General features: G+C 47.4%; 18 protein-coding genes. 11 read left to right on the forward strand and 7 right to left on the reverse strand.

Annotation, left to right across the window (positions count from 1 at the left end; translation table 11 throughout):
- Positions 1 to 2 precede the first annotated feature (2 nt).
- Both leuB and V7Q13_RS10200 read right to left on the reverse strand, forming a co-directional pair.
- Positions 3 to 1,118: a 3-isopropylmalate dehydrogenase gene (leuB, locus tag V7Q13_RS10195; protein ID WP_333800581.1), complete on the reverse strand. Its 1,116-nt coding sequence runs from the start codon at positions 1,116 to 1,118 to the stop codon at positions 3 to 5.
- Positions 1,119 to 1,299: 181 nt separating this feature from the next.
- Positions 1,300 to 2,457: a 2-isopropylmalate synthase gene (locus tag V7Q13_RS10200; RefSeq protein ID WP_333800582.1), complete on the reverse strand. Its 1,158-nt coding sequence runs from the start codon at positions 2,455 to 2,457 to the stop codon at positions 1,300 to 1,302.
- 212 nt (positions 2,458 to 2,669) lie between these two features.
- On the opposite strand from V7Q13_RS10200, the gene V7Q13_RS10205 reads away from it, so the two are divergent.
- From V7Q13_RS10205 to V7Q13_RS10240, 8 genes are all read left to right on the forward strand, one after another.
- Positions 2,670 to 4,220, forward strand: coding sequence for a hypothetical protein (locus V7Q13_RS10205; protein WP_333800583.1), 1,551 nt, complete (start codon positions 2,670 to 2,672; stop codon positions 4,218 to 4,220).
- A 199-nt stretch (positions 4,221 to 4,419) separates the two neighbouring features.
- A complete protein-coding gene (locus V7Q13_RS10210; RefSeq protein ID WP_333800584.1) occupies positions 4,420 to 5,016 on the forward strand; it encodes a YeeE/YedE family protein in 597 nt (198 codons plus the stop codon).
- A 12-nt stretch (positions 5,017 to 5,028) separates the two neighbouring features.
- Positions 5,029 to 5,442, forward strand: coding sequence for a DUF6691 family protein (locus V7Q13_RS10215; protein ID WP_157479065.1), 414 nt, complete (start codon positions 5,029 to 5,031; stop codon positions 5,440 to 5,442).
- Positions 5,443 to 5,851: 409 nt separating this feature from the next.
- Positions 5,852 to 10,144 carry a DNA-directed RNA polymerase subunit beta' gene (gene rpoC, locus V7Q13_RS10220; protein ID WP_333800585.1) on the forward strand — a complete coding sequence of 1,431 codons (4,293 nt, stop codon included), beginning with the start codon at positions 5,852 to 5,854 and terminating at the stop codon, positions 10,142 to 10,144.
- Positions 10,145 to 10,786: 642 nt separating this feature from the next.
- Complete coding sequence (locus V7Q13_RS10225; RefSeq protein WP_333800586.1) at positions 10,787 to 11,551, forward strand: DUF4249 family protein; 765 nt, start codon at positions 10,787 to 10,789, stop codon at positions 11,549 to 11,551.
- 238 nt (positions 11,552 to 11,789) lie between these two features.
- Complete coding sequence (trxB, locus tag V7Q13_RS10230) at positions 11,790 to 12,734, forward strand: thioredoxin-disulfide reductase (RefSeq protein WP_416438664.1); 945 nt, start codon at positions 11,790 to 11,792, stop codon at positions 12,732 to 12,734.
- A 47-nt stretch (positions 12,735 to 12,781) separates the two neighbouring features.
- The gene (gene folB, locus V7Q13_RS10235) at positions 12,782 to 13,144 is read left to right on the forward strand and encodes a dihydroneopterin aldolase (RefSeq protein WP_333800587.1); all 363 of its coding nucleotides are present in this window, start codon (positions 12,782 to 12,784) and stop codon (positions 13,142 to 13,144) included.
- A 104-nt stretch (positions 13,145 to 13,248) separates the two neighbouring features.
- A complete protein-coding gene (locus V7Q13_RS10240) occupies positions 13,249 to 13,977 on the forward strand; it encodes a tetratricopeptide repeat protein (RefSeq protein WP_333800588.1) in 729 nt (242 codons plus the stop codon).
- Positions 13,978 to 14,068: 91 nt separating this feature from the next.
- Here the strand turns inward: V7Q13_RS10240 and V7Q13_RS10245 are convergent, their stop codons facing one another.
- Together V7Q13_RS10245 and V7Q13_RS10250 are read right to left on the reverse strand one after the other, a co-directional pair.
- Positions 14,069 to 15,427: an MATE family efflux transporter gene (locus tag V7Q13_RS10245; protein WP_333800589.1), complete on the reverse strand. Its 1,359-nt coding sequence runs from the start codon at positions 15,425 to 15,427 to the stop codon at positions 14,069 to 14,071.
- A 97-nt stretch (positions 15,428 to 15,524) separates the two neighbouring features.
- Positions 15,525 to 16,418, reverse strand: coding sequence for a 3-hydroxybutyryl-CoA dehydrogenase (locus V7Q13_RS10250; protein WP_333800590.1), 894 nt, complete (start codon positions 16,416 to 16,418; stop codon positions 15,525 to 15,527).
- Positions 16,419 to 16,643: 225 nt separating this feature from the next.
- Here V7Q13_RS10250 and V7Q13_RS10255 point away from each other — a divergent pair, with 225 nt between their 5' ends.
- Positions 16,644 to 17,981: a dihydrolipoamide acetyltransferase family protein gene (locus V7Q13_RS10255; RefSeq protein ID WP_333800591.1), complete on the forward strand. Its 1,338-nt coding sequence runs from the start codon at positions 16,644 to 16,646 to the stop codon at positions 17,979 to 17,981.
- 153 nt (positions 17,982 to 18,134) lie between these two features.
- Here V7Q13_RS10255 and V7Q13_RS10260 read toward each other — a convergent pair whose 3' ends face one another.
- From V7Q13_RS10260 to V7Q13_RS10270, 3 genes are all read right to left on the reverse strand, one after another.
- A complete protein-coding gene (locus V7Q13_RS10260) occupies positions 18,135 to 19,682 on the reverse strand; it encodes a YifB family Mg chelatase-like AAA ATPase (protein WP_333800592.1) in 1,548 nt (515 codons plus the stop codon).
- A 69-nt stretch (positions 19,683 to 19,751) separates the two neighbouring features.
- Positions 19,752 to 21,068 carry a MutS-related protein gene (locus tag V7Q13_RS10265; protein ID WP_333800593.1) on the reverse strand — a complete coding sequence of 439 codons (1,317 nt, stop codon included), beginning with the start codon at positions 21,066 to 21,068 and terminating at the stop codon, positions 19,752 to 19,754.
- Between the two features lie 27 nt (positions 21,069 to 21,095).
- Positions 21,096 to 22,430 carry a dihydroorotase gene (locus V7Q13_RS10270; protein WP_333800594.1) on the reverse strand — a complete coding sequence of 445 codons (1,335 nt, stop codon included), beginning with the start codon at positions 22,428 to 22,430 and terminating at the stop codon, positions 21,096 to 21,098.
- Positions 22,431 to 22,502: 72 nt separating this feature from the next.
- On the opposite strand from V7Q13_RS10270, the gene V7Q13_RS10275 reads away from it, so the two are divergent.
- Positions 22,503 to 24,164 carry a hypothetical protein gene (locus V7Q13_RS10275; protein ID WP_333800595.1) on the forward strand — a complete coding sequence of 554 codons (1,662 nt, stop codon included), beginning with the start codon at positions 22,503 to 22,505 and terminating at the stop codon, positions 24,162 to 24,164.
- Positions 24,165 to 24,184: 20 nt separating this feature from the next.
- Entirely contained in the window at positions 24,185 to 25,891 is a 1,707-nt protein-coding gene (locus V7Q13_RS10280; protein ID WP_333800596.1) for a hypothetical protein, read from the forward strand.
- The last annotated feature ends 1 nt before the right edge of the window (position 25,892 follow it).

Consider the following 25,892-nt stretch of genomic DNA (forward strand, 5'->3'; position numbering starts at 1 on the left):
TGTTAGATAATGGTAGACTTGCGCAACTCAATGTTGCTTTTGTTTACCACCTCAATGGCTTTACCGTGTATGTAGTCGCAGATTAAGTCGCCTACAGTAGAGGTAAAGTAAAAATTCACAGGGTCAATGTCTTTTGTTACAAAACCGTTTTCCAGTGTCCATTGCACAGCATTGCGTACCACAGTGGCTTCGTGCTGCAACCCGAAATAATCGAGCATCATGGCAGCCGATAAGATAGCACCAATGGGGTTGGCAATGTCTTTGCCGGCTGCCTGCGGGTAAGAACCATGAACGGGTTCAAACAATGCAGTGCTATTGCCGATAGACGCTGATGGCAACAAACCAAGTGATCCCGTGAGTACACTCGCTTCGTCGCTGATGATGTCGCCAAACATGTTTTCTGTAAGGATGACATCAAACTGACCCGGGTTCAAAATCAACTGCATGGCAGCATTGTCTACAAACAAATATTCCACCGTTACTTCAGGATAACGGACGGCTATTTGCTGTATGGTTTTGCGCCACAGGCGGGAGGTTTCCAGCACGTTGGCTTTATCTACCAATGTCAGTTTTTTACGCCGTTGCATAGCCGCTTCAAAAGCCAGCCTGGCAATGCGTTCAATTTCGTGTTGTTGGTAATGGCAAGTATCAGTTGCGGCAGTACCATCTTCGCTGGTGAATTTGTCACCAAAGTAGATACCGCCGGTAAGCTCTCTGTAAATGATGAAATCAACGCCGGTTTTGGCTTTGATTTTGATGGGCGATAAATGATGTAAAGAAGGAACCGTTTGTACAGGCCGAACATTGGCATACAACTGCAATGCTTTCCGAATGCCCAGCAATCCTTGCTCGGGTCGCACCGTTGCATTGGGGTCGTTGTCAAAGCGGGGATGGCCCACGGCACCCAGCAATACAGCATCTGAGTTGAGGGCACTGGCTACTGTTTCCGTAGGCAATGCTGCACCCGTAGCATCAATAGCTTCTGCACCCAGCAAAGCACGTTCGTACACAAATTCATGGTTGTATACTTCGGCAATAGTGTCGAGCACCTTCATGGCTTGCTTCACTACTTCCGGGCCAATGCCGTCGCCGTATATGCTGGTAATTTTTTTAAACATAAATACCTGTGGTTGATGATGCTGTTGGCTTGCTTTTCTTACGTCACTTTTCTGGTCTGTTGCCATTGCTCATGGTCATCATTGGCCATTGATTGCCTGTCAGGCAGGTGAGAGAAGTGGGTGTGGAGGTCATCGTTTCTGAAGCGAACCCCTGATTATGTTGGTTGTGTCATCTTCTTTTTTAAGATACAGCTTCTCTGGCTTTGGCCAGTTCGTGCAGGTCTTCTTCCAGCACTTCTTTTTTGCGGTCTGCTACCAGCAAAAATTCTTCGTACAAAGCATCTACATCGTCGCGGTCGAACTGGTACCCCAGCTTGTGAAAACGATGCGCCAATGCACTGCGGCCGCTGCGGGCAGTGAGAATAATTTTGGATCCTTCGGCACCTACTTCTTCGGGAGCAATGATTTCGTAAGTCTGTGCATTTTTCAAGAAGCCATCCTGGTGAATGCCGGAAGAATGCGAGAAGGCATTGCTACCCACAATGGCTTTGTTGGGTTGTACAGGCATCCGCATGGTATCGCTCACCTTTTGGCTGATGCTGTTGAGCAGTTTCGGATTCACGTTGGTGTACAATCCGAGGTCGGCATGCTGGCGCAGCACCATCACTACTTCTTCCAGCGACGTATTGCCGGCTCTTTCGCCCAAGCCATTAATGGTACATTCAATTTGGCGGGCACCGGCAATGGCACCGGCAATAGAGTTGGCAGTAGCCAGTCCCAAATCGTTGTGGCAATGGCAGCTCAACACTGCTTTGTCCACGTTCGATACGTGGTCGATGAGGTATTGAATTTTTTCGCCGTATTGATGCGGCAAACAATAGCCGGTTGTATCAGGAATATTCACGGTGGTGGCACCTGCTGCAATCACTGCTTCTACCACCTGTGCCAGGTAGGCATTGTCGCTGCGGCCGGCGTCTTCGCAATAAAATTCTACATCATCGGTAAAGCGGCGGGCAAATTTGGTAGCGGCCACGGCTCTTTCCAAAATGGCTTCACGGGTGCTGTTGAACTTGTGCTTGATGTGCATATCGGAAGTGCCGATACCTGTATGAATGCGTGGCCGATGTGCACCTTTCAGCGCTGCAGCAGCCGATTCTATGTCTTTTTCTACCGAGCGGCTGAGGGCACACACGGTGGCGTTTTTAATGATGGCAGCAATTTGCTTCACCGATTCAAAATCGCCGGGAGAGGAAATGGGAAAACCTGCTTCAATAATGTCTACACCTAATGCTTCCAGTAATAATGCCAGTTCTACTTTCTCTGCTGTATTGAGTTTACATCCGGGCACTTGCTCGCCGTCGCGAAGCGTCGTGTCGAAAATAAAAACCTTATCTGCCATGCGTTGCACAATTTTCCGGGTAAAAAAATTGCAGGCTGTTTAAGTTTGTTGTTGCTTGCCTGATATTTAAACAGAAACAGCCTGCGCTGCTAAATTATCAGGTCATAAGCCGACCATTCAAACCAAAATAAGGTCCTGATTACACTGGCCAATGCCCCGGCACCGGATGCAAACCTTAGTGTAGCAAGGGTTTTGATTATAATTAGTTTACAATGCCTAACCTTCAGCGAGACGATTTATTTCAGTTGGTCAAGAGCCTGGGAAAAGGGGAGAAGCGCAATTTTAAGCTCTACATGCAGCGCAATTCGGCCTCGGCAGAGCTGAAAGTGGTGCAACTCTTCGATGCCCTCGACAAAATGGAGGAGTACGACGAAGTGAGCATGCTGAAGAAAAACAAGGCCATTGCCAAAAGCCAGCTCTCCAACCTCAAAGCCAGTTTGTACCGCCACATACTCACCAGCTTGCGCCTCATTAAGGATGCCGAAAACATCGACATGCAGCTGCATGAAATGCTCGACCATGCCCGCATTTTGTACAACAAAGGCTTGTACCTGCAAAGCCTGCATGTGCTCGACCGCCTGAAGAGCACTGCCCGTGAATACTATCAGTTTACCTATCTGGAGCAGGCCATTTTTTTTGAGAAGAAAATTGAAGCCATGTACATCACCCGCAGTATGGACATGCGGGCCGATCTGCTGGCCGATGAAAGCGATATGGTGCAGCAACGCTTACAATCGGTGAACCGATTGAGTAACCTGAGCCTGCAACTCTACAGCTGGTACATCAAGCACGGGCATGCCCGCAACAAGTCGGATCAGGAAGCAGTGATGTATTATTTCAAAAGCCATGCACCGGCCGAGCCGGAAAGCCTGCAGGGGTTTTATGAAAAATTGTATTACTACCAGAGCCAGTCCTGGTTGTCGTTTATTTTACAAGACTACCTGAAGTATTATAAGTACAGCCAACGCTGGGTGGACTTGTACCACGCCGAGCCTGCCATGATTAAGGTGGAAACCATCCAGTATATCAAGGGCATGCACAACCTGCTGAGTGCCCACTACGATTTAAAAAATGTAGACCGCTTTTATCAGGCGATTGAGCAGTTTCAACAGTTTTACAATAGCGACTGGGTACAGTCGAATGAGAATTACAAGATTCAATCATTTGTGTACCTCTACATTTCCCGCATTCACCGGCATTACCTCGAAGGCACTTTTACAGAAGGGTTGGAAGTGGTACCCGAAATCATGCTGCAGCTGGATGAGTATAGCTTGTACATCGACCGCCACCGCATATTGGTGTTTTACTACAAAATAGCCTGCCTGTATTTTGGCAGTGGCCGGTACGATGAAACGGTAGACTTCCTCAACAAAATCATTCACCTCAAAGTAGACCTGCGTATCGATCTGCAGTGTTATGCAAGATTGCTGCACCTGATTGCACATTTCGAGTTGGGCAATCATGAGTTGTTGCCATACCTCATCAAATCGGTGTATCGCTTTATGGCCAAAATGGACAATCTGAGCCATGTGGAAGAAGCCATGCTCAAGTTTTTGCGGGAATCGATGCAATTGAATGTGGCACAAATCAAACCCAAGCTGAGCAAATTGCTCGGCCAGTTGAAGCGTTACGAAAATCGAGCCTCCGAAGCCAGGGCATTTGCTTACCTCGATGTCATCAGCTGGCTCGAAAGCAAAATAGAAGGGGTACCGGTGGAAACGGTGATTCGGAGAAAATTCATCAGCATGCAGGAAAACAAGTAATGTAAATTTCTTGAAGGAGTGAAGTTAAGCTACCGTGTGTTTTGTCACCGGGGCAGGTGAGGAGACTCATCGAAAGCCGTGATGCACATCATTGAGCAGCATTTTGCGTTTGGTAATTTTACATAGTTGAAAATGAAAATGGCCGACCATGGTCTGTTGCTATGTCCAGCACTGTATTCTCCAACCAAATCCTCTTTTTATGCTCGATTTTCTCATTCAGGTAAGAGACTTCATAGCTCAACCCTGGCCCTGGTATGTAGCAGGCCCAATGCTGGCGCTGCTCATGTTCATCCTGCTCTATTTCGGTCACGAATTTGGCATCTCCGACAACTTCCGCCTCATGTGTGCGGCCGATGGTGCCGACAAGATGAACGACTTTTTCAAAATCAACTGGCAAACAGGTGAGTGGAACCTGCTGGTGGCATTGGGTGCCGTATTTGGCGGCTACATGGTGTCGCATTATTTCCTTGGCGATCAGGGCAACATTGCCCATATCAGCGATGCTACGGTGGCCAGCCTGCAAGAAATAGGAGTGAAAGTTGAACAGGGCAAAGTGCCCATGGTGCCTGATTTTATTGGTTGGGATGCGTTGCTCACCTGGCAGGGCTGGCTCATGCTGGCGGGTGGCGGTTTGTTTGTGGGCTTTGGTGCCCGCTATGCAGGTGGTTGTACATCGGGCCACGCTATTAGTGGTTTGAGTGCATTGCAACTACCATCGCTGATTGCGGTGGTGGGCTTTTTTGCCGGCGGCTTGTTGGTTACCTATTTCGTGTTACCCCTTTTGTTCCCCCTCTAAAACCGAACCGTTATGAGAATGTCTCGCTACATATTCGTAGGCATGCTGTTGGGTTTCATTTTGTACAAAAGCGAAGCCGTATCCTGGTTCCGCATTTATGAAATGTTCCGTTTTCAGAGCTTCCACATGTTTGGCATCATTGGCTCCGCTATTGTGTCCGGCATCATCATTGTACAAATCGTGAAGCGCCGCCATGTCAAAAACGTGGAAGGCAACGAAATCACCTTCAACGATAAAAACAAAACCATTTACCGCTACCTCATTGGTGGATTCATATTTGGTGTGGGTTGGGCCTTAGCAGGTGCCTGCCCGGCGCCCATGTTCATATTGCTGGGTAGTGGCAAAACCGTGTTTATTGTGTATTTGATAGCCGCTATGACGGGTACTTACCTCTATGGGGTACTGCGGCCCAAGCTGCCCCATTAACAACGACTGCCTGCTTTTGTTCACAGCCCGCTGCACAGTGGGCTGTTTTTTTGGGGAGTATAAACGCCACAAAGATTTGCCGCCTTTGTTGGTCGCCTGACCAACAAAGCAACCCTTTCGAATGGTGCCAAATTGGAAATCATCGCACCCATTTCCTGCAAATCCCGCCATTTATTCACCCTTTTTTACCCAACCAGGAGCTTTCTGCATATAATAATACAGCGGCTGCTTGTTTTTTGGGCTGCTTCGCTTACTTTTGCCAGCTCAATTGTGCAGGAGTATCTAAGTTGCAGAACGAATCCGTTGATTTATAAGCACTTGCGTCGTCTTCCGACTGCCTTAACAATAGGCCGATTCGGGGGCGATATTCTATTGTCAGTACAGTTGTAAAAAAAACGTCAGTTGTAATATGGCCATCAAAAAAGACAATCGACCCAAGTCAAACTTCACCAGCATTACCATTAGCCTGGCCAGTCCCGACTCCATACTGGAGCGCAGCCACGGCGAAGTGCTGAAGCCCGAAACCATTAACTACCGCACCTACAAGCCCGAAAGAGATGGCCTGTTCTGCGAACGCATTTTCGGCCCTGTAAAGGACTACGAATGTGCTTGCGGTAAGTACAAGCGTATTCGCTACAAAGGCATTGTGTGCGACCGTTGTGGTGTAGAAGTAACCGAAAAGAAAGTACGTCGTGAACGCATGGGCCACATCAAGCTGGTGGTGCCTGTAGTACACATCTGGTACTTCAAAAGCCTGCCCAACAAAATTGGTTACCTGCTGGGTATGAGCTCTAAAAAGCTCGAAACCATCGTGTATTACGAACGTTTCGTGGTGATTCAGCCCGGCATCCGTGCCGATAAAGGCCAGAACTATGGCGACCTGCTGACAGAAGAGGAATACCTCGATATCCTGGATGCATTGCCAAAAGACAACCAATACTTGTCTGACGACGATCCCAATAAATTCATCGCCAAAATGGGTGCCGATGCGGTTAGCGATTTGCTGAGCCGTCTCGACCTCGACCAGCTGAGCTTCGACCTGCGCAACTCTGCCGCCAACGAAACCAGCCAACAGCGCCGTGCCGACGCCCTCAAGCGTTTGAGCGTGGTAGAAGCTTTCCGCGATGCCAGCACCCGTATCACCAACCGTCCTGAGTGGATGATCATGCAGTACATTCCGGTGATTCCGCCAGAACTGCGTCCGTTGGTGCCTTTGGATGGTGGCCGTTTTGCATCATCCGACCTCAACGACCTCTATCGTCGGGTTATCATCCGTAACAACCGCTTGAAGCGTCTGTTGGAAATCAAAGCCCCTGAAGTAATCCTGCGCAACGAAAAGCGGATGCTGCAGGAAGCCATCGACAGCCTGTTCGACAACAGCCGTAAGAGCAATGCCGTAAAAGCTGAAGGTGGTCGTGCCCTCAAATCTTTGAGCGACGTGCTGAAAGGTAAGCAGGGTCGTTTCCGTCAAAACTTGCTCGGTAAGCGTGTTGACTACTCTGGTCGTTCTGTAATCGTAGTAGGCCCCGAACTGAAACTCCATGAGTGTGGTTTGCCAAAAGACATGGCAGCCGAGCTCTTCAAGCCATTTATTATCCGCAAGCTCATTGAGCGTGGTATTGTAAAAACGGTGAAGAGTGCCCGTAAACTGGTAGACCGCAAGGAAGCAGTGGTTTGGGACATTCTCGAAAATATTTTGAAAGGCCACCCTGTGATGCTGAACCGTGCCCCAACACTGCACCGTTTGTCTATCCAGGCTTTCCAGCCCAAGCTGATTGAAGGTAAAGCCATTCAACTGCACCCGCTGGTAACCTCAGCCTTCAACGCCGACTTCGACGGTGACCAGATGGCCGTGCACGTGCCTTTGAGCAATGCCGCCATTTTGGAAGCCCAGTTGCTGATGCTGAGCTCTCACAATATTTTGAACCCACAAAACGGTACACCTATTACCCTGCCTTCTCAGGACATGGTACTCGGTTTGTACTACATTTCTAAGGGTAAAAAAACAACCGATACCGAAACTGTTCGTGGTCAGGGCATGTCTTTCTACAGCCCCGAAGAAGTAATTATTGCTTACAACGAAAAACGCATTGACCTGCATGCCAATATCAAGGTGAAGGTGAATGTGCGTAGCAAAGACGGTACCCTCTCTAAAAAGCTGATTGAAACAACCGTAGGACGGGTTATTTTCAACCAGTTTGTACCAGAAGAAGTTGGTTTTGTAAACGCCGTATTAACCAAGAAAAGCCTTCGGGAAATCATTGGTGATATCGTTGAAATTACCAACGTGCCAAAAACAGCTAAGTTTCTTGACGACATCAAGCAGCTTGGTTTTCGTATGGCCTTCAAAGGTGGTTTGTCTTTCAGCATCAACGACCTCATCATACCAGATGTAAAGCATGAAATGCTCGAAAACGCCAAGGCAGAGGTAGAGGAAGTGTGGGAGAACTACAACATGGGTCTCATCACCAACAACGAACGTTACAACCAAATTATCGATATCTGGAGCCGTGTGGATACACGCATCACCGAAACGCTTATTCGTGAGCTGGCAACCGATAAGCAGGGCTTCAACTCTGTATTCATGATGCTGGATTCAGGTGCACGTGGTAGCAAGCAGCAGATCAAGCAGCTGGCTGGTATTCGTGGTCTGATGGCCAAGCCTCGTAAGAGCGGTTCTACTGGTTCAGAAATCATCGAAAACCCCATCTTGTCAAACTTTAAAGGTGGCCTGAACGTACTCGATTACTTCATTTCTACCCACGGTGCCCGTAAGGGTCTGGCGGATACGGCCCTGAAAACGGCCGATGCCGGTTACCTTACCCGTCGTCTGGTAGACGTGGCTCAGGATGTGGTGATAACTGAAGAAGATTGCGGCACCCTGCGTGGCATTGCAACCTCTGCGTTGAAAGACAACGAAGACATCATTGAACCACTGGCCGACCGTATTGCTGGTCGTACAAGTTTGCACAATGTGTACAATCCGCTGACCGATGAATTGATCATTGCTGCGGGCAGTCAGATTACCGCTGAACTGGCCAAGCAAATTGAAGATGCAGGTATTGATACAGTTGAAATCAGAAGTGTACTTACCTGCGAAAGCAAGCGTGGTGTATGCGTAAACTGCTATGGCAAAAACCTGGCTACCGGCTACACCGCTCAGCGTGGTGATGCAGTAGGTATCATTGCCGCACAGTCAATTGGTGAACCTGGTACACAGCTTACCCTCCGTACTTTCCACGTAGGTGGTGTGGCTGGTTCTGCTTCAGTAGAAAGTACCCTGAACGCCAAGTTTGACGGTATTATCCAGTTTGACGGTATCCGTACTGTAAAAGGTGAAAACAACCAGGGAGAAGACGCTACATACGTTATTGGCCGTACCGGTGAAATACGTGTAATGGACGAAACGGGTGAACGCCTTTTGAATACCCACAACATTCCTTACGGTTCTATCCTGAACGTGAAAAACGGCCAGAAGATTAAGAAGGGTGATGTGATTTGCAGCTGGGATCCGTTCAACAACGTTATCATTTCAGAAATCAACGGTACTGTTGTTTTCGATAGCATTTTGGAAGGTGTTACTTTCCGTGAAGAAGCCGATGACCAAACCGGTCACCGCGAAAAAGTGGTTATCGAATCAAAAGACCGCACCAAAATCCCGGCCATCAAAATTGAAGGCAAGGATGTAAAAATGTATAACCTGCCAGTAGGCTCACACCTGTCGGTAGAAGAAGGTAAGGAAGTACGTAGCGGCCAGGTATTGGCTAAGATTCCTCGTATCCTTAGCAAACTGCGTGATATCACCGGTGGTCTGCCACGTGTAACGGAACTGTTTGAAGCCCGTAACCCAAGCAGCCCTGCCATTGTAAGTGAAATTGATGGTGTAGTAACCTTTGGTAGCATTAAGCGTGGTAACCGCGAAATCATCGTGGAAGCAAAAGATGGTACCGTGAAGAAGTACCTCGTACCGCTTACCCGCCAGATTTTGGCTCAGGATGGTGACTTTATTAAAGCTGGTGCACAGCTTTCTGAAGGTGCTGTTTCTCCTGCCGATATCCTGTCTATTAAAGGTCCTTTCGCCGTTCAGGAATACGTGGTAAATGAAATTCAGGAAGTTTACCGCTTACAGGGTGTAAAAATCAACGATAAACACATCGAAGTAATCGTTCGTCAGATGATGAAGAAGGTAGAAATCATGGACGCTGGTGATACCCGCTTCCTTGAGGAGGACCTTGAAGACCGCTTCGACTTTATTGAAGAGAACGACCGCATTTACGACAAGAAAGTGGTGGTAGACCCTGGTGACAGCACCAAGTTCCGTCCGGGCCAAATCATTAGCCTGCGTGACCTCCGCGAAGAAAACAGCATCTTGCGTCGTGCAGACCAAAAGCTGATGGAAGTGCGTGATGCAAAACCAGCTACCGCCAAGCCGGTATTGTTGGGTATTACCAAGGCTTCACTGGGTGTACAAAGCTGGATCTCAGCTGCCTCATTCCAGGAAACAACCAAGGTACTGAGCACAGCCGCCATTCACGGCAAGCGTGACGATATGTTAGGTTTGAAAGAAAACGTAATTACTGGTCACCCAATACCTGCTGGTTCTGGTCTTCGTGAGTTCGACAACCTGATTGTGGGAAGCAAAGATGAGTATGAAGTACTCGCCACTACCCGTCAGGTAATGAGCTTCGACGACGAAGAATAAGCTAAACATAGTAACAGATACAAACAAAAAAGCAGGATTTACTCCTGCTTTTTTGTTGCGACAAATGGTGTACAACCAGTTGAATACGAATAGAACGTGGACAGTTAATGCTAGAAGACCTATAGTTCGTTTCTGTCCGGCAAATCTCAACGAAGTCCAGAAAAGGTTGAACATCATTTTGGGCCAAACCTTGCTGGCCGGGGTTGGATTTAAATGGAGAGCAGTCCTAATACTATAACTGCTGCCAGTAATCCAATGATGACATAGGGACGCCAATCGTTGGCTTCCATGGTGTCATTCTGGTCGGAGTAGTGTACATGATTTTCCATACGCGGGGGTTATTATGTTAAACAATCAGGGGTTTTCGCAACAAGAAATGCACACAAAATCGATTCACTTTCCAACGAAAAGTTAAACATTTTTCATGATATATCCTAAGACTTTTTTGAAGCAATTGACAATCTGTTCGTTATGTTTACAAGTGTTGAAACACTGATGTAGCAAGCCTTTCGGCCAAGTTGGCGTTTAAGCAAGCAGTTGTATTTTGATGCTTAAACATCGAGATTTTATCGTACCATTTTGTAGTAGTTGGAAAGGGTAAATAGTTTCAACATTAAGTCATCACTCTTGTTATATCTATCTATGCAAATTTTTTACACTACACGCACCAGCACTCTATTGTTAGCCCTGCTTTTGCTGATGGCTTGCGAGAAGGCCGTGGATATTATTCCTACTACTCTCGATCAGGTAGTAGTAGTGGAGGGCAGCATAGAAAACAATCAGCCGCCGGTAGTAGTGCTTACCCGTTCGCTGGCATTTTTTGAGCAGCTTTCTGCGCAGGACTTTGCCAATTCATTTGTTCGCAATGCCAATGTGTTTGTAAGCGATGGCACCCAGCGTGTACGGCTAACCGAATATCGTCGCCAGGTAGGCAATGCCAACTTTTACTTTTACAGTATAGATAGTACTAATCCTGCACAGTTCATGATTGGCCGTTTGAATACCAGCTACAAGCTGGACATTGAAGCAGAAGGAAAAAAGTACACTGCCAGCACCAGCATCCCCAATATTAGCCGTAAGGTAGATTCACTGTGGTGGCAAAAAGCCCCGGGAAATGGAGACTCTTCATTCGCAGTGGTTTTTTCGAGGGTAACCGACCCGAAAGGCTTTGGCAATTACATCCGGTATTTTACCAGTGTCAACGATTCGGCCTTTTTGCCCGGCTCCAACTCAGTGTTCGACGATAAGTTTGTAGATGGTACCACTTACGATATTCAGGTGTTCAGAGGGTTCAACAGGAATGTGGAGTTTGATCCTGAAACTTTCGGCTTTTTTAAAAGGGGCGAAAGGGTAAAAGTGAAGATGAGCAACATAGACAAAGCCACCTATGACTATTGGAGAACCTGAGAGCAAAATCAAAGCAACGTGGGCAATCCATTTGGGGTACCTGTAAAAGTGTTGAGCAATCTGTCAGCTGGAGCAACGGGCATTTTTGCCGGCTATGCATCGCAAATTACCAGCATCAACATTCCTCAGTAAGAAGGCTTATGGCAAGTTGTCCCCAACGTGCCTTCTGTTACATTATTTTGTACGTCATTACGCAACTTTGCTGTCCCTTTTTCAAGCATTGTAAATAAGGATGATTATGGAAATAAAAGAACATGCCCACTGCCTGATTATTGGTAGTGGACCGGCTGGCTATACTGCCGCCATTTATGCCGCCCGTGCCGGCCTCAATCCCGTTTTGTATCAGGGCATTCAGCCCGGTGGACAGCTCACCATTACCACTGAGGTAGAAAACTACCCCGGCTATGCCGATGGTGTGCAGGGCCCCGAAATGATGCAGATTTTTGAAAAGCAGGCTACCCGTATGGGAGCTGATATCCGCTACGGTATTGTAACCAAAGTCGATTTCAGCGAACGGCCATTTAAAGTAGAAATAGACGAAGAAAAATGGATGAGTGCCGATGCGGTCATCATCTCAACCGGAGCTTCTGCCAAGTGGTTGGGCATTCCCAGCGAAGAACGCCTCAATGGCCATGGCGTAAGTGCCTGCGCCGTGTGTGATGGTTTCTTTTTCCGCGGCAAAGAAGTAGCCATAGTTGGTGCCGGCGATACGGCTTGCGAAGAAGCGTTGTACCTGAGCAAAATTTGCAGCAAAGTGCATATGATTGTACGCAAGGGCGAAGATGGTATGCGGGCCAGCAAAGTGATGCAGGACCGTGTAAAAAATACCGAAAACATTCAGGTGTATTGGAACAGCGTAACCGATGAAATTTTGGGTGACCAAAAAGTAACCGGTGTTCGCATCAACAACACCGCTACGGGCCAAATGCAGGAAGTGCCCATCAGTGCCTTCTTCGTAGCCATTGGTCACAAACCCAATAGCGATATTTTCAAAGGCTGGCTGGATATGGATGAAACCGGATACATTCTTACTGTGCCCGGTACGTCTAAAACCAATATTGAAGGCGTGTTTGCCGCTGGCGACGTACAAGATAAAAACTACCGCCAGGCTGTAACAGCTGCAGGCAGTGGTTGCATGGCAGCCCTCGATGCAGAACGCTATCTGGGTGCTCTCGGCCATTAATCGAAAGCATCCCTTACTTTGCATCCCGCACAACGATTGAAACTGTTGTGCGGGATTTTTTTATGATGACCATTCACTTACAGCAACTGAAGTTTTTTGCGCATCACGGCGTGTATAAAGAAGAGCAGATATTAGGCAACGACTTTGTGGTAGATGTAATCCTGCATTTTATGCCAGCGGCTTTTCCTGTAAAAGAGTTGCAGCAAACGCTGAACTATGAGCAGGTATTTGCCATTGTGCAGCAGCACATGAACATTCCTACGCCATTGCTGGAAACAGTGGTGGGCAATATTGTTGCACAAATACAACAACAGTTTCCGCAGGTGAAAGCGGGCATGGTGAGCATTGCCAAAATGAAACCGCCTGTAAAAGGTTGGGAAGGCAATGTGGTGGTTTCTTTCAACTGGTAGCCCAAGGATATTGAGGATGCCTTAACAACAAAACAGCTTATTGCCCTGTTTCTTTATGTTCTAAAATGAAGGCTATGCACATTCGGATGGTTTCAATATTGGTCATGCTTATCACTGCTGTTGCAGCAGTGGCTCAGGATCCTGCTTCGTTGATGGAAGAAGGCCGTAAGCTGGAGCAGAAACTTAAAGATGAAGAAGCCATTGAAAAATACAAGCAGGCCATTTTTATACAGCCATCCAATATTAAAGGCGTGGTAAAATGCGCTGAACTCAGTGCCTCTATTGGCAGCAGAAAAGAAACACCGGAACAGAAAACTGTTTTTTACCAGCAGGCAAAAAAGTTTGCAGATGCGGCATTGAAACTCGATTCAAACAACGCGGAAGCCAGTTACATGATGGCGGTGGTGTTGGGCAAGCTTACTGAAGTTGAAAAGAAAACAGACAACATAGTCGGCTATGTAAAAGGCATTCGTTTTTATGCAGACAAAGCGGTAAAGCTAAACCCGCAAATGGGTAAAGCATGGCATGTACTGGGCCGCTGGCATTTGGAAGTATTGAATTTGAATGCGGTAAAAAAAGCAGCACTCAAAGTAATTTATGGTGGAGTGGGAGAAGCCGATATTGAAAAGGCCATTCAGTACATGGAAAAATGTAAAACACTGGAACCTTACTACTGTCTCAACTTTCTCGATTTGGCCCGTGCTTACGAATACGACCGCAAGTACGAAAAATCAATTGGCCTGTTGGAACAACTTTCAAAACTACCCACCCGCCGTCAGGAAGACGTAACCGCCAAAGCACAAGGCGCAGTGCTACTGCAGAAATTGCAGTAAGCAGAGGCCAGAATGCCGAAGGCAAAAGGCAAAAGGCATAAAGCAGAAGGCAGAAGGTCGGACTCTCCGAGCCTCTGTGCGAACCCTTCTCCTAAATCTCTTTCTTCTTCCAGCGTCCTGATATCATATAGCCAAAGGCCATTGCAAAAGTGCTAATCCAGTAAATCCATTCGCTGCCCCAACCCCAGGTGATGGGCAGTTTCCATACATGCAGCACCAGCGTTACATACACTACATACAATATGAGGGTGACGATTTCGATGCCGAGGTTAACCGTGGTATTGCCGGTGCCGGTAATGGCATTGAGCCAAACCGTTCCAAACGACATGAAGAGCAGCGCCAAACTAACGATGCGCAATACGGGCAACCCGTAATGAATGAACGCTTCATCTTGCCCGAACACTGATAAAAACTCCACCGGAAAAAGATTGACCAACAAACAGGGCACTGCAACAAACGCCGTGCTCAACCATGTGATGCGCCACACCAATGGCAGTACTTCTTCTTTTTTATGCTGACCAATAATATTGCTGACCATAGTATTGCTGGTGGCAGCAAATGCCCATGCAAAACAGCCAAACAAGCCAAACACATTGCGCATGGTATTGCTGATGGCTAAGTCACGGGTACCATAGTGTTCTATCAAAATGTAGAAATACTCCCAGCTGGTAATGCTGATACCAAACTGCAAAATCAATGGTGCTGATTGTACCAATATGAGTTTACTGTTCGTCGCATCGAAATACCAGTGTTTGTGCAACTGAAATTTTTTGCCAATGCCTTTGCCATAAATAATAAGAAACACTACCAGCAACCCCATGGCTTCTGCAATAATAGAAGCATAGGCGGCTCCGTTGAAACCAATTTTCGGCAAGCCGAGTTTACCGTAAATCAATCCATAATCGAGCACAATATTGGTGAGTGTTTCTGCCAGTGTACCAATCACCAAAAACTGACTGTTGTTGGTGCCAACCAGCAAGGCGTTGCGCATTTGGTACAGGTACAAAAAGGGCAAACCCCACATGCGTATTTGCAAAAATGAAACTGCCATGTCGTACTTCTGCGGATCGCTTAAGGCGTAGCGTAACAGCAAGGGCGTTACACTATAGTTGAGGGCAATGGCCAATGCCGCAAACAGCAGGGCAATGAAAACTCCCTGGCTAAACAGCTTACCGATTTCTTCAATGCGGTTTTCGCCGGCCCTGCGGGAAATGAGTGCCTGCAAGCCATTGTTGAGCCCATGCCCAACAACTGCAAAAATGAGGTAGTACACACCCGTAATACCTGCTACCGCCAATGGCAATTCTCCCAAGCCCCCAAGAAAAATATTGTTGGTGACGAAGTTGATTTGCGGCACCAGCATGGATGCAGCAATGGGCATCGCAATGGCTAAAATTTGCTTGCGACTGGTGTTGAGCTGTAAAGAATGCGAAGGGCTGCTGGCAGACATAAGGCCGTAAAGAAAACATTGTTTATGGAAATGATACGACGGAAAAAAACAGCCGGCTGTGGAGTGCAGCCGGCTGAGTGATGTTCGTTCGTTTTACTTATTTGAACTGCGGACTCACCACCAACTCTTTGCTTCCTGCTGTGTAGGTATAAAATCCTTCACCCGATTTGGCTCCCAGTTTTCCTGCGGTTACCATATTCACCAACAGCGGACAAGGTGCATATTTTGGTTGGCCAAAACCATCGTGCAAAACCTGCAAAATGCTCAGGCACACATCGAGGCCAATAAAGTCGGCGAGTTGCAACGGCCCCATAGGATGCGCCATGCCCAGCTTCATAATCGTATCGATAGATTCTACGCCAGCCACGCCTTCGTACAAAGTATAAATGGCTTCGTTAATCATCGGCATCAAGATGCGGTTGGCCACAAAGCCGGGATAATCGTTGGCCACTGCAGGCACTTTTCCCAATGCCTTACTCAGCTCCACAATTTGTGTGGTTACTGATGCTTCGGTAGCATAGCCGTTGATAATTTCTACCAGCTTCATTACCGGCACGGGGTTCATAAAGTGCATGCCAATGACTTTGGCAGGGCGGCCGGTAGCAGCGGCAATTTTTGTAATGGAAATGGAAGACGTGTTGCTGGCCAAAATGCAATGTGCCGGTGCAGCAGCATCTATTTCTTTAAAAACGGACAACTTGAGGTGGGTATTTTCTGTAGCAGCTTCTACCACCAAATCAGCGTTGGCTACACCAGTGGCAATGCTGGTATGCGAGGCGATGCGACCAAGGGTGGCTGTTTTATCGGCTTCGGAGAGTAACCCTTTGGCAACCTGACGGGCGAGATTTTTGCCAATGGTGGCCAATCCCTTTTGCAAAGCAGCTTCACTCACATCTATCAGTTGCACATCGTATCCATGCTGGGCAAACACATGGGCAATGCCATTTCCCATGGTGCCGGCGCCAATTACGGCAATCGTTTTAAATGACATCAGGCAAGATTTTTGGCCACAAAAGTAGCGGAACTACGGCCTTGAAACACAGAGAAGAGCAGCAGTCCGCTTTTTGCAACACTTAAGAAATGGCGTAGTCGAAAATCACCTCTTCATCACTTGGTTGGCGGTAAGCAGATAAACGATTCCTTACTCCGCAAACCCTTGCAGTCATTTACCTTACTTTTGCGGAGTTCTTACATCATTTGAGGAAAAACGATTGTTATGTCTGTAGTTGATTTGGTCATGCCGAAACTGGGCGAAAGCATTATGGAAGCCACCATTTTAAAGTGGCTCAAAAAGCCCGGCGACAATATTGCTCAAGATGAGCCCGTGCTCGAAATAGCCACCGATAAAGTAGACAGCGAAGTGCCTAGTACAGCTGCCGGCGTATTGGCCGAAGTACTGTATAAAGAAAATGACGTAGTACCTATTGGTGCAGTGATTGCCCGCATTCAAACTGCTGCTGGCACTGTAGCCGCAGCTGCTCCTGTTGCAGCACCTGCAGCCGCTCCATCGCCAGCACCATCTGCCATTGAAGAGAATCCGTATCAGCCAACAACACTGCCCGAAGACATGCGGCCTGCGACAGTGCATCAGGCGGGTAGCCCACGTTTTTATTCTCCTTTGGTACTGAAAATTGCACAAGAAGAAGGTATCAGCATGGCGGAGTTGGAAACCATTCCCGGTACTGGATTGGATGGTCGGGTGAGCAAAAAAGATATGATGGCTTACCTGCAAAACAGAGGTAAAGCAGCTGCACCTCCTACATATCAGGCCCCGGCTGTGGCGGCTCCTGCAAGCAATGCCGTGGCTACTACAACTCCGGCACCATCGCCGGTAAGCTATGGTGGCAATGTTGAAATCATTGAAATGGATCGGATGCGCAAGGTAATTGCCAAGCACATGACCGATAGCAAGCATACCAGTGCTCACGTAACCAGCTTTGCCGAATGCGATGTAACGAACATGGTACTGTGGCGTGAAAAAGTGAAGAAAGAATTTGAAAAACGGGAAGGTGCTAAAATCACTTTTACGCCACTCTTCATAGAGGCCGTTGTAAAAAGCCTGAAGAAATATCCCATGCTCAACAGCAGTGTGGATGGCGATAAAATCATTATCAAAAAAGACATCAATCTGGGTATGGCAACGGCCTTACCTACGGGCAATTTGATTGTGCCTGTAATTAAGGGTGCCGATCAGTTGAATCTCGTTGGTCTTACCAAGCAGGTAAATGGCTTGGCAGATGCAGCCCGCAATGGTAAACTCAAACCCGACGATACGATGGGCGGTACGTTTACCCTTACCAATGTGGGTACGTTTGGCAGCATTATGGGTACGCCTATCATCAACCAGCCGCAGGTAGCAATTATGGCTGTAGGTGCTATTAAAAAACGTCCGGTGGTGATAGAAACCGCACAAGGCGACAGTATTGCCATCCGCCACATGATGTACATCAGCCTGAGCTACGATCACCGCATTATTGATGGTGCGTTGGGAAGCACTTTCCTTAATGCCGTAGCCCGTGAACTGGAAGCATTCGACATCAATCGGAATTTTTAATGTGAAAATTTGCAAATGTGCTAATTAGCTAATTGCAAGGATTCAATGAATGATAACAAACAGTCCCGACATGTATTTGTCGGGACTGTTTGATGCTGCAAACTATATGCTTCACATTAGCACATTTTCAAATTAGCCAATTAGCTTATTGATTTACCCCGCCCAACCTTCTCTATCTAAACTGCGGTATTGAATAGCTTCTGCTACATGTTCTGGTCGTATGTCTTCGCTGCCAGCCAGGTCTGCTATGGTGCGGCTCACTTTTAAAATGCGGTCGTAAGCACGGGCACTCAGGTTCAGTTTTTCCATAGCAATCTTCAGCAAATTGGCGCTGATATTGTTCAACGCACAATGCTGGTGCAGCAACGTGGTATTGATTTGCGCATTGCAATAAATGCCTTCGTTTTCTTTGTAGCGTTCCGATTGTATGTCTCTTGCCTTCATGACACGTTCACGTATTTGTGCACTGTTTTCTGCCGTGCTGGCGGCGGAGAGTTCGCTGAATGGAACGGGTGTTACTTCTACATGCAAATCGATACGGTCGAGCAGTGGCCCGCTGATTTTATTGAGGTATTTCTGCACGGCTCCCGGCGGGCAGCTACATTCTTTTTCGGGGTGGTTGTAATAGCCGCAAGGGCAGGGGTTCATGCTGGCCACCAGCATAAACGAAGCCGGAAAATCCAGCGCCACTTTTGCCCGGCTAATGGTTACCCGGCGTTCTTCCATTGGTTGCCGCATTACTTCCAATGCGGAGCGTTTGAACTCGGGCAGTTCATCCAAAAACAACACGCCGTTGTGGGCCAGGGATATTTCGCCCGGCTGCGGATTGCCACCGCCGCCCACCAAGGCTGCATCACTCACCGTGTGGTGCGGACTGCGAAATGGTCGTTTGCTAATCAGTGTGGCGTTTTCTGGAAGCTTGCCCGCCACGCTGTGAATTTTGGTGGTTTCCAAAGCCTCTTGCAACGTGAGTGGCGGCAGTATCGTAGGCAAGCGTTTGGCCAGCATGGTTTTGCCTGCACCGGGTGGGCCAATCAAGATGGCATTGTGCCCGCCAGCTGCAGCTATCTCCAAGGCCCGCTTGATGTTTTCCTGTCCTTTTACATCGGTAAAATCAACATCGAAATGGTATTGTGAATGGTAAAATTCATCTCGTGTATCTACCACCGTGGCGGGGATAGTGTTCACACCTTCAAGCAAGTCCACCACTTCGTTGATGTGCTGTACTCCGTACACTTCCACGTTATTGACAATAGCCGCTTCCCGGGCATTTTGCTTCGGCACTATCAAACCTTTGTAAGCTTCTTTTCTGGCTTGTATGGCCATGGGCAATGCACCTTTGATGGGGCGAACTTCTCCATCCAAACTCAGCTCACCCATGATGATGTAATCTTTGAAAGCATCGCTGTTTTGCAACTGTTCGGTAGCACCCAGCAAACCAATGGCCATGGGCAAATCGAAAGCGGTGCCACTCTTGCGGATATCGGCCGGTGCCATATTTACCACCACACGGGTGCGGGGCATTTTGTACCCGTTGCTTTTAATGGCGCTTTCCACCCGCTGCATGCTTTCTTTTACGGCATTGTCGGGCAGGCCCACAATAATTGAGCCGGGGTTACCCTGATTGTTCACATCCACTTCGAGCACAATGGTAACGGCGTGTACACCCATTACAGCGCTGCCATAGGTTTTTACTAGCATGCACTAAAAATAACGAAAGCCAGTTATGCAAACGTTGCGTGGTTTTACGGTTTTTTTTGGTGGAAAGACTTACAACCGCTCAATCATCTCTACCACCCCGGCCCTTTTGAGAATGAGGTAGCCGAGGCGGTCGTTGCTGATGCCTTCTTTGAGTTGGTAGCTGAACTTTAATTCTTCGTCCGTTACCTGTGTTTCGAAATAGCGGAAAGCAATATTGGGATAGGGGCGTAGTTCATCACCAATTTCGTACAAGTGAGTGCTTAGTACAAACAAAGAGTTCTTGATTTTGAGCAGGCCTTTGATAACGGTAGTACTGCAACGCATGGCATCCTGCACGTTGGTGCCCTTGAACAATTCATCAATCAGCACCAGCCATTTGCTGTTATCGTTGATGCGGGTAATCGTGTTTTTGATGCGTTGCACTTCATTGAAGAAATAGCTTTCGCCTTTTACAATATTGTCACTCACCTGAATATTGCTGAGGATGCCATCGAATATCGACAACTGCATTTGTGTAGCAGGAACGGCCATACCAATATGTGCCAAGTAAGCCGCCACACCTACCGCTTTGATGAAAGTACTTTTGCCCGCCATGTTGGCACCGGTCAGGAAAATGAAATTCGTTTCCTGATTTAATTCCAAATCATAAGCGGTAGGATGTTCGAGCAAAATATGACGCAATCCTTTCGCAGTAATAGAAGGTGCCGGAGCTGGTTGAATATCAGGAAAAGTGAGTTGATGAACCTGTATGGCTTTGGCCAGAGAGAGATAGGCTTCCAGCCGGCCATGCATATCAATCAAATCATTGATTTGGTTTTTGAAATGATACAACAGGTAGTAGCCATAATGCAAATGTTGCGCAGCACTCAGTTGTTGTTTGTTTGTTACAGCAATAAGTGCTTTGATTTCTTCACGGGCCATCATGAGTTGGATGCGGCTGAGCATGCCACTCAACAGGGCTGGTGTTTTTTGTGCATCAAACATGCCAATGAACTGCTGCATGCCTTGCAAAAAATCAATGGCATGACCAACCGAGTAGCGGATGATGGCATAGTCGGGACCGTGAATGAGTTTGTACAACAAAGCATTGGCCGCATTGGTGGGGAAAGGAATTTTATCAATCTGTGATTGATAAAATTTATCGAGCACCATGATGGTACCATTGGTGATACCGCTGGGCCATTTGTCCTGGTTTTGCAGCATCAGTTTCAGCAGGTCCTGTGTTTCCTGAATCGGCTTCACATCACTAAAAGGATGATTGAGCAAATAAGCTAACCATTGTGCCCCGCCGGAGGTTTGCGTAAAGTTGAGGGTGTTGTACACCGATTGCTCTTCTTCAGCATGAAAAATGGCAAGGTCTCGCAGCGATGTCTGATCAATATTCATAAGCAGGGTAGGTAAGCAGCCAACAAGTTAACGGTTAAAGCGCAGTCGCATACCCAACTGAGATGCATTGAGCTCACCATTTGCATACGCCAAGTGGCCATTTACAAAAGTGTGGCTAATGCTGGCAGGCAATGTTTCACCTTCTAGTGGACTCCAGCCACATTTGTACAAAATATTTTCCTTGCTTACGGTGGTGCTTTGCTGCAAGTTTACCAATACCAAATCGGCATGATAGCCTTCGCGGATATAACCCCGCTGATCAATGTCGAACATATCGGCCACATTGTGGCTCATTTTCTGCACCACTTTTTCGATGCTGATGCGGCCTTCCTGCACATACTTCATCATCATGAGCACAGAGTGTTGTACCAGTGGCAGGCCTGCATGTGCATGAGCATAGGGTGGTTCTTTTTCGCTGAGCAAATGAGGCGCATGGTCGGTGGCAATTACATCCAGGCGATCATCGTTCAAGGCTTCCCACAACGCCGCTTTGTTGTCGGCAGATTTGATGGCCGGGTTGCATTTAATTTGATAGCCGAGGCGGTCATAATCGTCGGCAGTAAAGTGGAGGTGATGCACACATACTTCGCTGGTGATGCGCTTTTCGCTGAGGGGCAGCATATTGGTAAACAGCTGCAACTCACGGGCCGTGCTGATGTGTAAAATGTGCAGTCGGGTGTTGTGTTTTTTGGCTAATTGTATGGCAGAAAAACTACTTTCAAAACAAGCTTCCACATCACGGATAACAGGGTGATGCTGTGGCGTCAGATCCACAGCTTGCAAAGCATCCAGGTTGCGTTTGATGACTTTTTCATCTTCGCAATGCGTGGCAATTAATACTTCTGCTTCTCTGAAAATTTTGTCGAGTGTCAGGTAGTTGTCTACCAGCATGTTGCCGGTAGAAGCCCCCATGAATATTTTGATGCCGCACACATCTTTTTTGCGGTTGTTGGTTTTCAGTACTTCATCGGCATTGCTGTTGCTGGTGCCCATGAAAAAAGAATAATTGGCCAGCGATGATTGTGCTGCAATCTGGTATTTGTCTTCCAGTAGTTCATGTGTCAATGCATTGGGCACGGTGTTGGGCATTTCCATAAAACTGGTAACACCACCGGCTACCGCTGCACGGCTTTCAGTAAAAATATTGGCCTTGTGGGTGAGGCCGGGTTCCCGAAAATGCACCTGGTCATCAATGGCACCTGGGAGCAAGTGTAAACCTTCGGCATTTATTTCTACCACTGCTTCTGTACAATTGATTTGTGGAGCAATTTTCTCAATACGGCCGTTTTTTATTAACAGGTCTGAGCAAAATGTGCGGCCTTCGTTGACAATGCTGGCGTTTTTGATGAGGTAATTTTGCATACTTTGTTTATTCATTCATTCTAATACATCTGCATGCAAAATAGGAATTCCCTGCTTGTTGCTGTACTTCTGTTGGCAACATTGTATGCTTCTGCACAAACCACGTATTTCCCGTTGTGGTCGAAAGAAAACTGGACACTTGAAAGACTGGAAATAAAACTGCAGCGCAACAACGATTTGAACCTGAGTACGGTGAAGCCGCTGATGCGGGGTACCTATGTTCGGGTAGCGGATTCTATCCGTGTACAACTGGATGCACAAGCCGCAGGTTTTAGTGCCGTTGATTTGTACAACCTCAACCGGCTGCAAGCCAATAGCAGTGAGTATTCTGCTTATCCTTCCACTGCATGGAAGAGTAAGAAGCCTTTGGGTAAAGGCTTTTTTGAAACACCCGGCAATATGCTGGAGGTAAATCAGAAAGGTTTTTACATGAGCATTAATCCTGCTATTAGTGTGCAGCAAAGCATGGAAAAAGATTACGATGGATCCATTCACTTTCGGGCGTTTGGTGCCAGTGGTCGTGGATTGATTGGCAATAAGGTGGCGTTTCATTTTCAGGCCACGGCCAACAATGAAAATGGCCCGATACAGTTTCGTCGTTTTGTGGCTACCAACAACGCTGTGCCTGGTGCAGGCCGCTACAATGTAGCCAGCGGCAACAATGCTTACAGCTATTTCGATTTTCGGGGCAGCCTAGCTACCAACGTAACGAAATACATCAATGTACAGCTGGGCTATGATAGAAATTTCATTGGCAATGGTTACCGTAGTTTAATGCTGAGTGACTTCAGCGGACAATCGTTGTTTGTAAAACTGAATACCCGCATATGGAAGCTCAACTATACCAACCTGTTCATGCAATTGTCGCCTACTCCGTTTGAGGCCAGCAACGACCGCATGAATAAAAAGTATGCCGCCATGCACCACCTGAGTTTGAATGCTACCAAGTGGTTGAATATTGGCTTTTTTGAATCTATCATTTTTGGCCGGCCCAACCGGTATGACTTTGCCTACATGCTGCCCGTTATTTTTTACCGCAGCATAGAGCAGCAAAATGGTAGTCCCGATAATGCCAACATTGGTTTCGACTTTAAAGCCAACGTGGCTAAGAAAGCACAACTCTACGGACAGTTAATGCTGGATGAATTTGTAAAAGATGAAGTGATTGGCAACAAACGCAACTGGTGGGGCAATAAGCAGGGCTTTCAGCTGGGGGCCAAATATGTAGATGCGTTTGGCATCAACAATTTGGATGTGCAGGCAGAAATGAACCAGGTGCGGCCGTTCGTGTATCAGTTCAGAGATACGACAGGATCGTATGCGCATTACAATCAACCGCTGGCGCATCCGATGGGTGCGAACCTGCGGGAGTTCATAGGTATCATTCGTTATCAACCTACCAACAAGCTGTACTTTTTTGCCAGGGTAAATTATTGGAAGCAAGGCCTGGATAGTGCCAGTTACAACTTTGGCTACAATCCAAATACGTTATACAGTTCTACCGGGCAGGGTGGGTTGCGTTTGCGCAGCGATAATTATCCCTTGTTTACCGGCATGCCGGCCACAGGTTTGAATGCTGCCATCACCGCCAGCTATGAGCTGAAAGAAAACCTGTTTGTGGAAGCACAGGCGCAATACCGCAGCTACAAAGAAACCAACAAAGACAAACTGAACACTACGCTGCTCACCATTGGATTGCGTTGGAATATGTTTAGAAAAGATTACGATTATTAACGCCGTTGAAACCACTGCATATGTTGCGAAATATTTGGGCTGCATTATTGATTCTGATAACGACCAACGCAGTTGCGCAAACTACTTACGTGCCATTGTGGGCAAAAGAGGGTTGGCTGCTCGACCGTATGGAAATAAAGGCCGGCACCAACAATGCCCTTAACCTGAGCACGGTAAAACCATACATGCGAAAGGCCTATGTGGCAGTGGCCGATTCTGTACGGCAGTTGCTGCTGCAAAATCAAAATCCCTGGCAGCTGTCTTCGGTGGATCAATACAATCTAGACCGTTTTCAGGCTAACAACAGTGAGTATAGCCGCTATACCACTGCCGATATGCCTTCATGGAAAAGCAAACAACCGTTCTTAGGTTTTTTGTGGCCCACCAAAAGCAGCATGATTGAGGTAAACAACAAGGATTTTTACCTGTCCATCAATCCTGCTATCAACCAACAGCAGAGCGTTGAAACCGATTTTGATAAGCGGGTGTTTGTAAACAGCAAGGGCGTAATAGCCCGTGGCTTGATTGCCCAAAAAATCGGCTTTCATTTTTTCCTGACAGACAATCAGGAGCAGGGCCCATGGCAGTTTCGTCGCTTTGTAGATACGATGGGAGCCGTGCCCGGTGCCGGTTATTGGAAGCTTTTTAAAAGCACCCGGGGGGTAGATTATTTTGATGCCCGTGGTAGTGTAAGCTGGAATGTGAGCCGTTACATCAACATGCAGTTTGGCTACGACCAACAGTTTATTGGCAGCGGCTACCGCAGTTTGTTTCTCAGCAATGTTGCACCGCCTTCATTGTTCCTGAAATTCAATACACGCATCGGCAAATTCAATTACACCAATCTTTTTTCAGAAGTCTTTCCCGCACAGCAATTGCGCACCGACCGCTTGTACGACCGCAAGTACATGGCCACACATCACCTCAGCGTAAATGTGCTTCCGTGGTTGAATGTGGGTTTGTTTGAAAGCATGGTGTTTGGTGAAAAAAATACTTTCAAAGCATCGTATTTACAACCGGTTATTTTGCTCAACACTTTGGTGGGCAGAAAAGATGGCGAGAACAATGCCAACGTGGGCCTTGACTTCAAAGCCAATGTGCTGAAAAAAGTACAGGTGTATGGCCAGTATTTGTTTGACAACCTGGATGGCAGCGACGGCAAAACCGGCAGCGACTGGTGGGGCAACCGCCATGCTTTTCAATTGGGCGGCAAATATGTAGATGTATTGGGCATCAGCAATCTCGACTTGCAATTGGAGTACAATCAAATCCGTCCATTTACGTATAGCGGCAGCGACAGTGTAACAGCGTACAGCAACTATCGTCAGCCGCTGGCGCATCCTACGGGTGCCAATCTTCGTGAAGTGGTGGGCATTGTTCGCTATCAACCGCTGCGCAAATTGTACCTGCAGGCAAGGGCTAGCTACTGGCAGCAAGGCCTCGATAGTGCCGGTTATAGCTTTGGCAGCAATGTAAACAGGTTAAACACATTGAGCACAGCAGGTGGTAGCCGTTTGCGGGAGGGCAACTATCCCATTCTGAGTGGCATTGGCAGCAAAGGCGTACTTGGTTCTTTCACCGCATCTTATGAGTTGAAAGAAAATTTGTTTCTCGATGCCAACCTGATGTACCGCATTTTTGATACCGATGTACAAGCCAAACAAACCACAACTGTTGCCGGTATTGGTATCCGCTGGAATATGTTTAGGAGAGAATATGATTATTGAT

It is taken from the genome of Phnomibacter sp., from assembly GCF_036803085.1.
In the GTDB taxonomy this organism is placed as follows: Bacteria; Bacteroidota; Bacteroidia; order Chitinophagales; family Chitinophagaceae; genus Phnomibacter.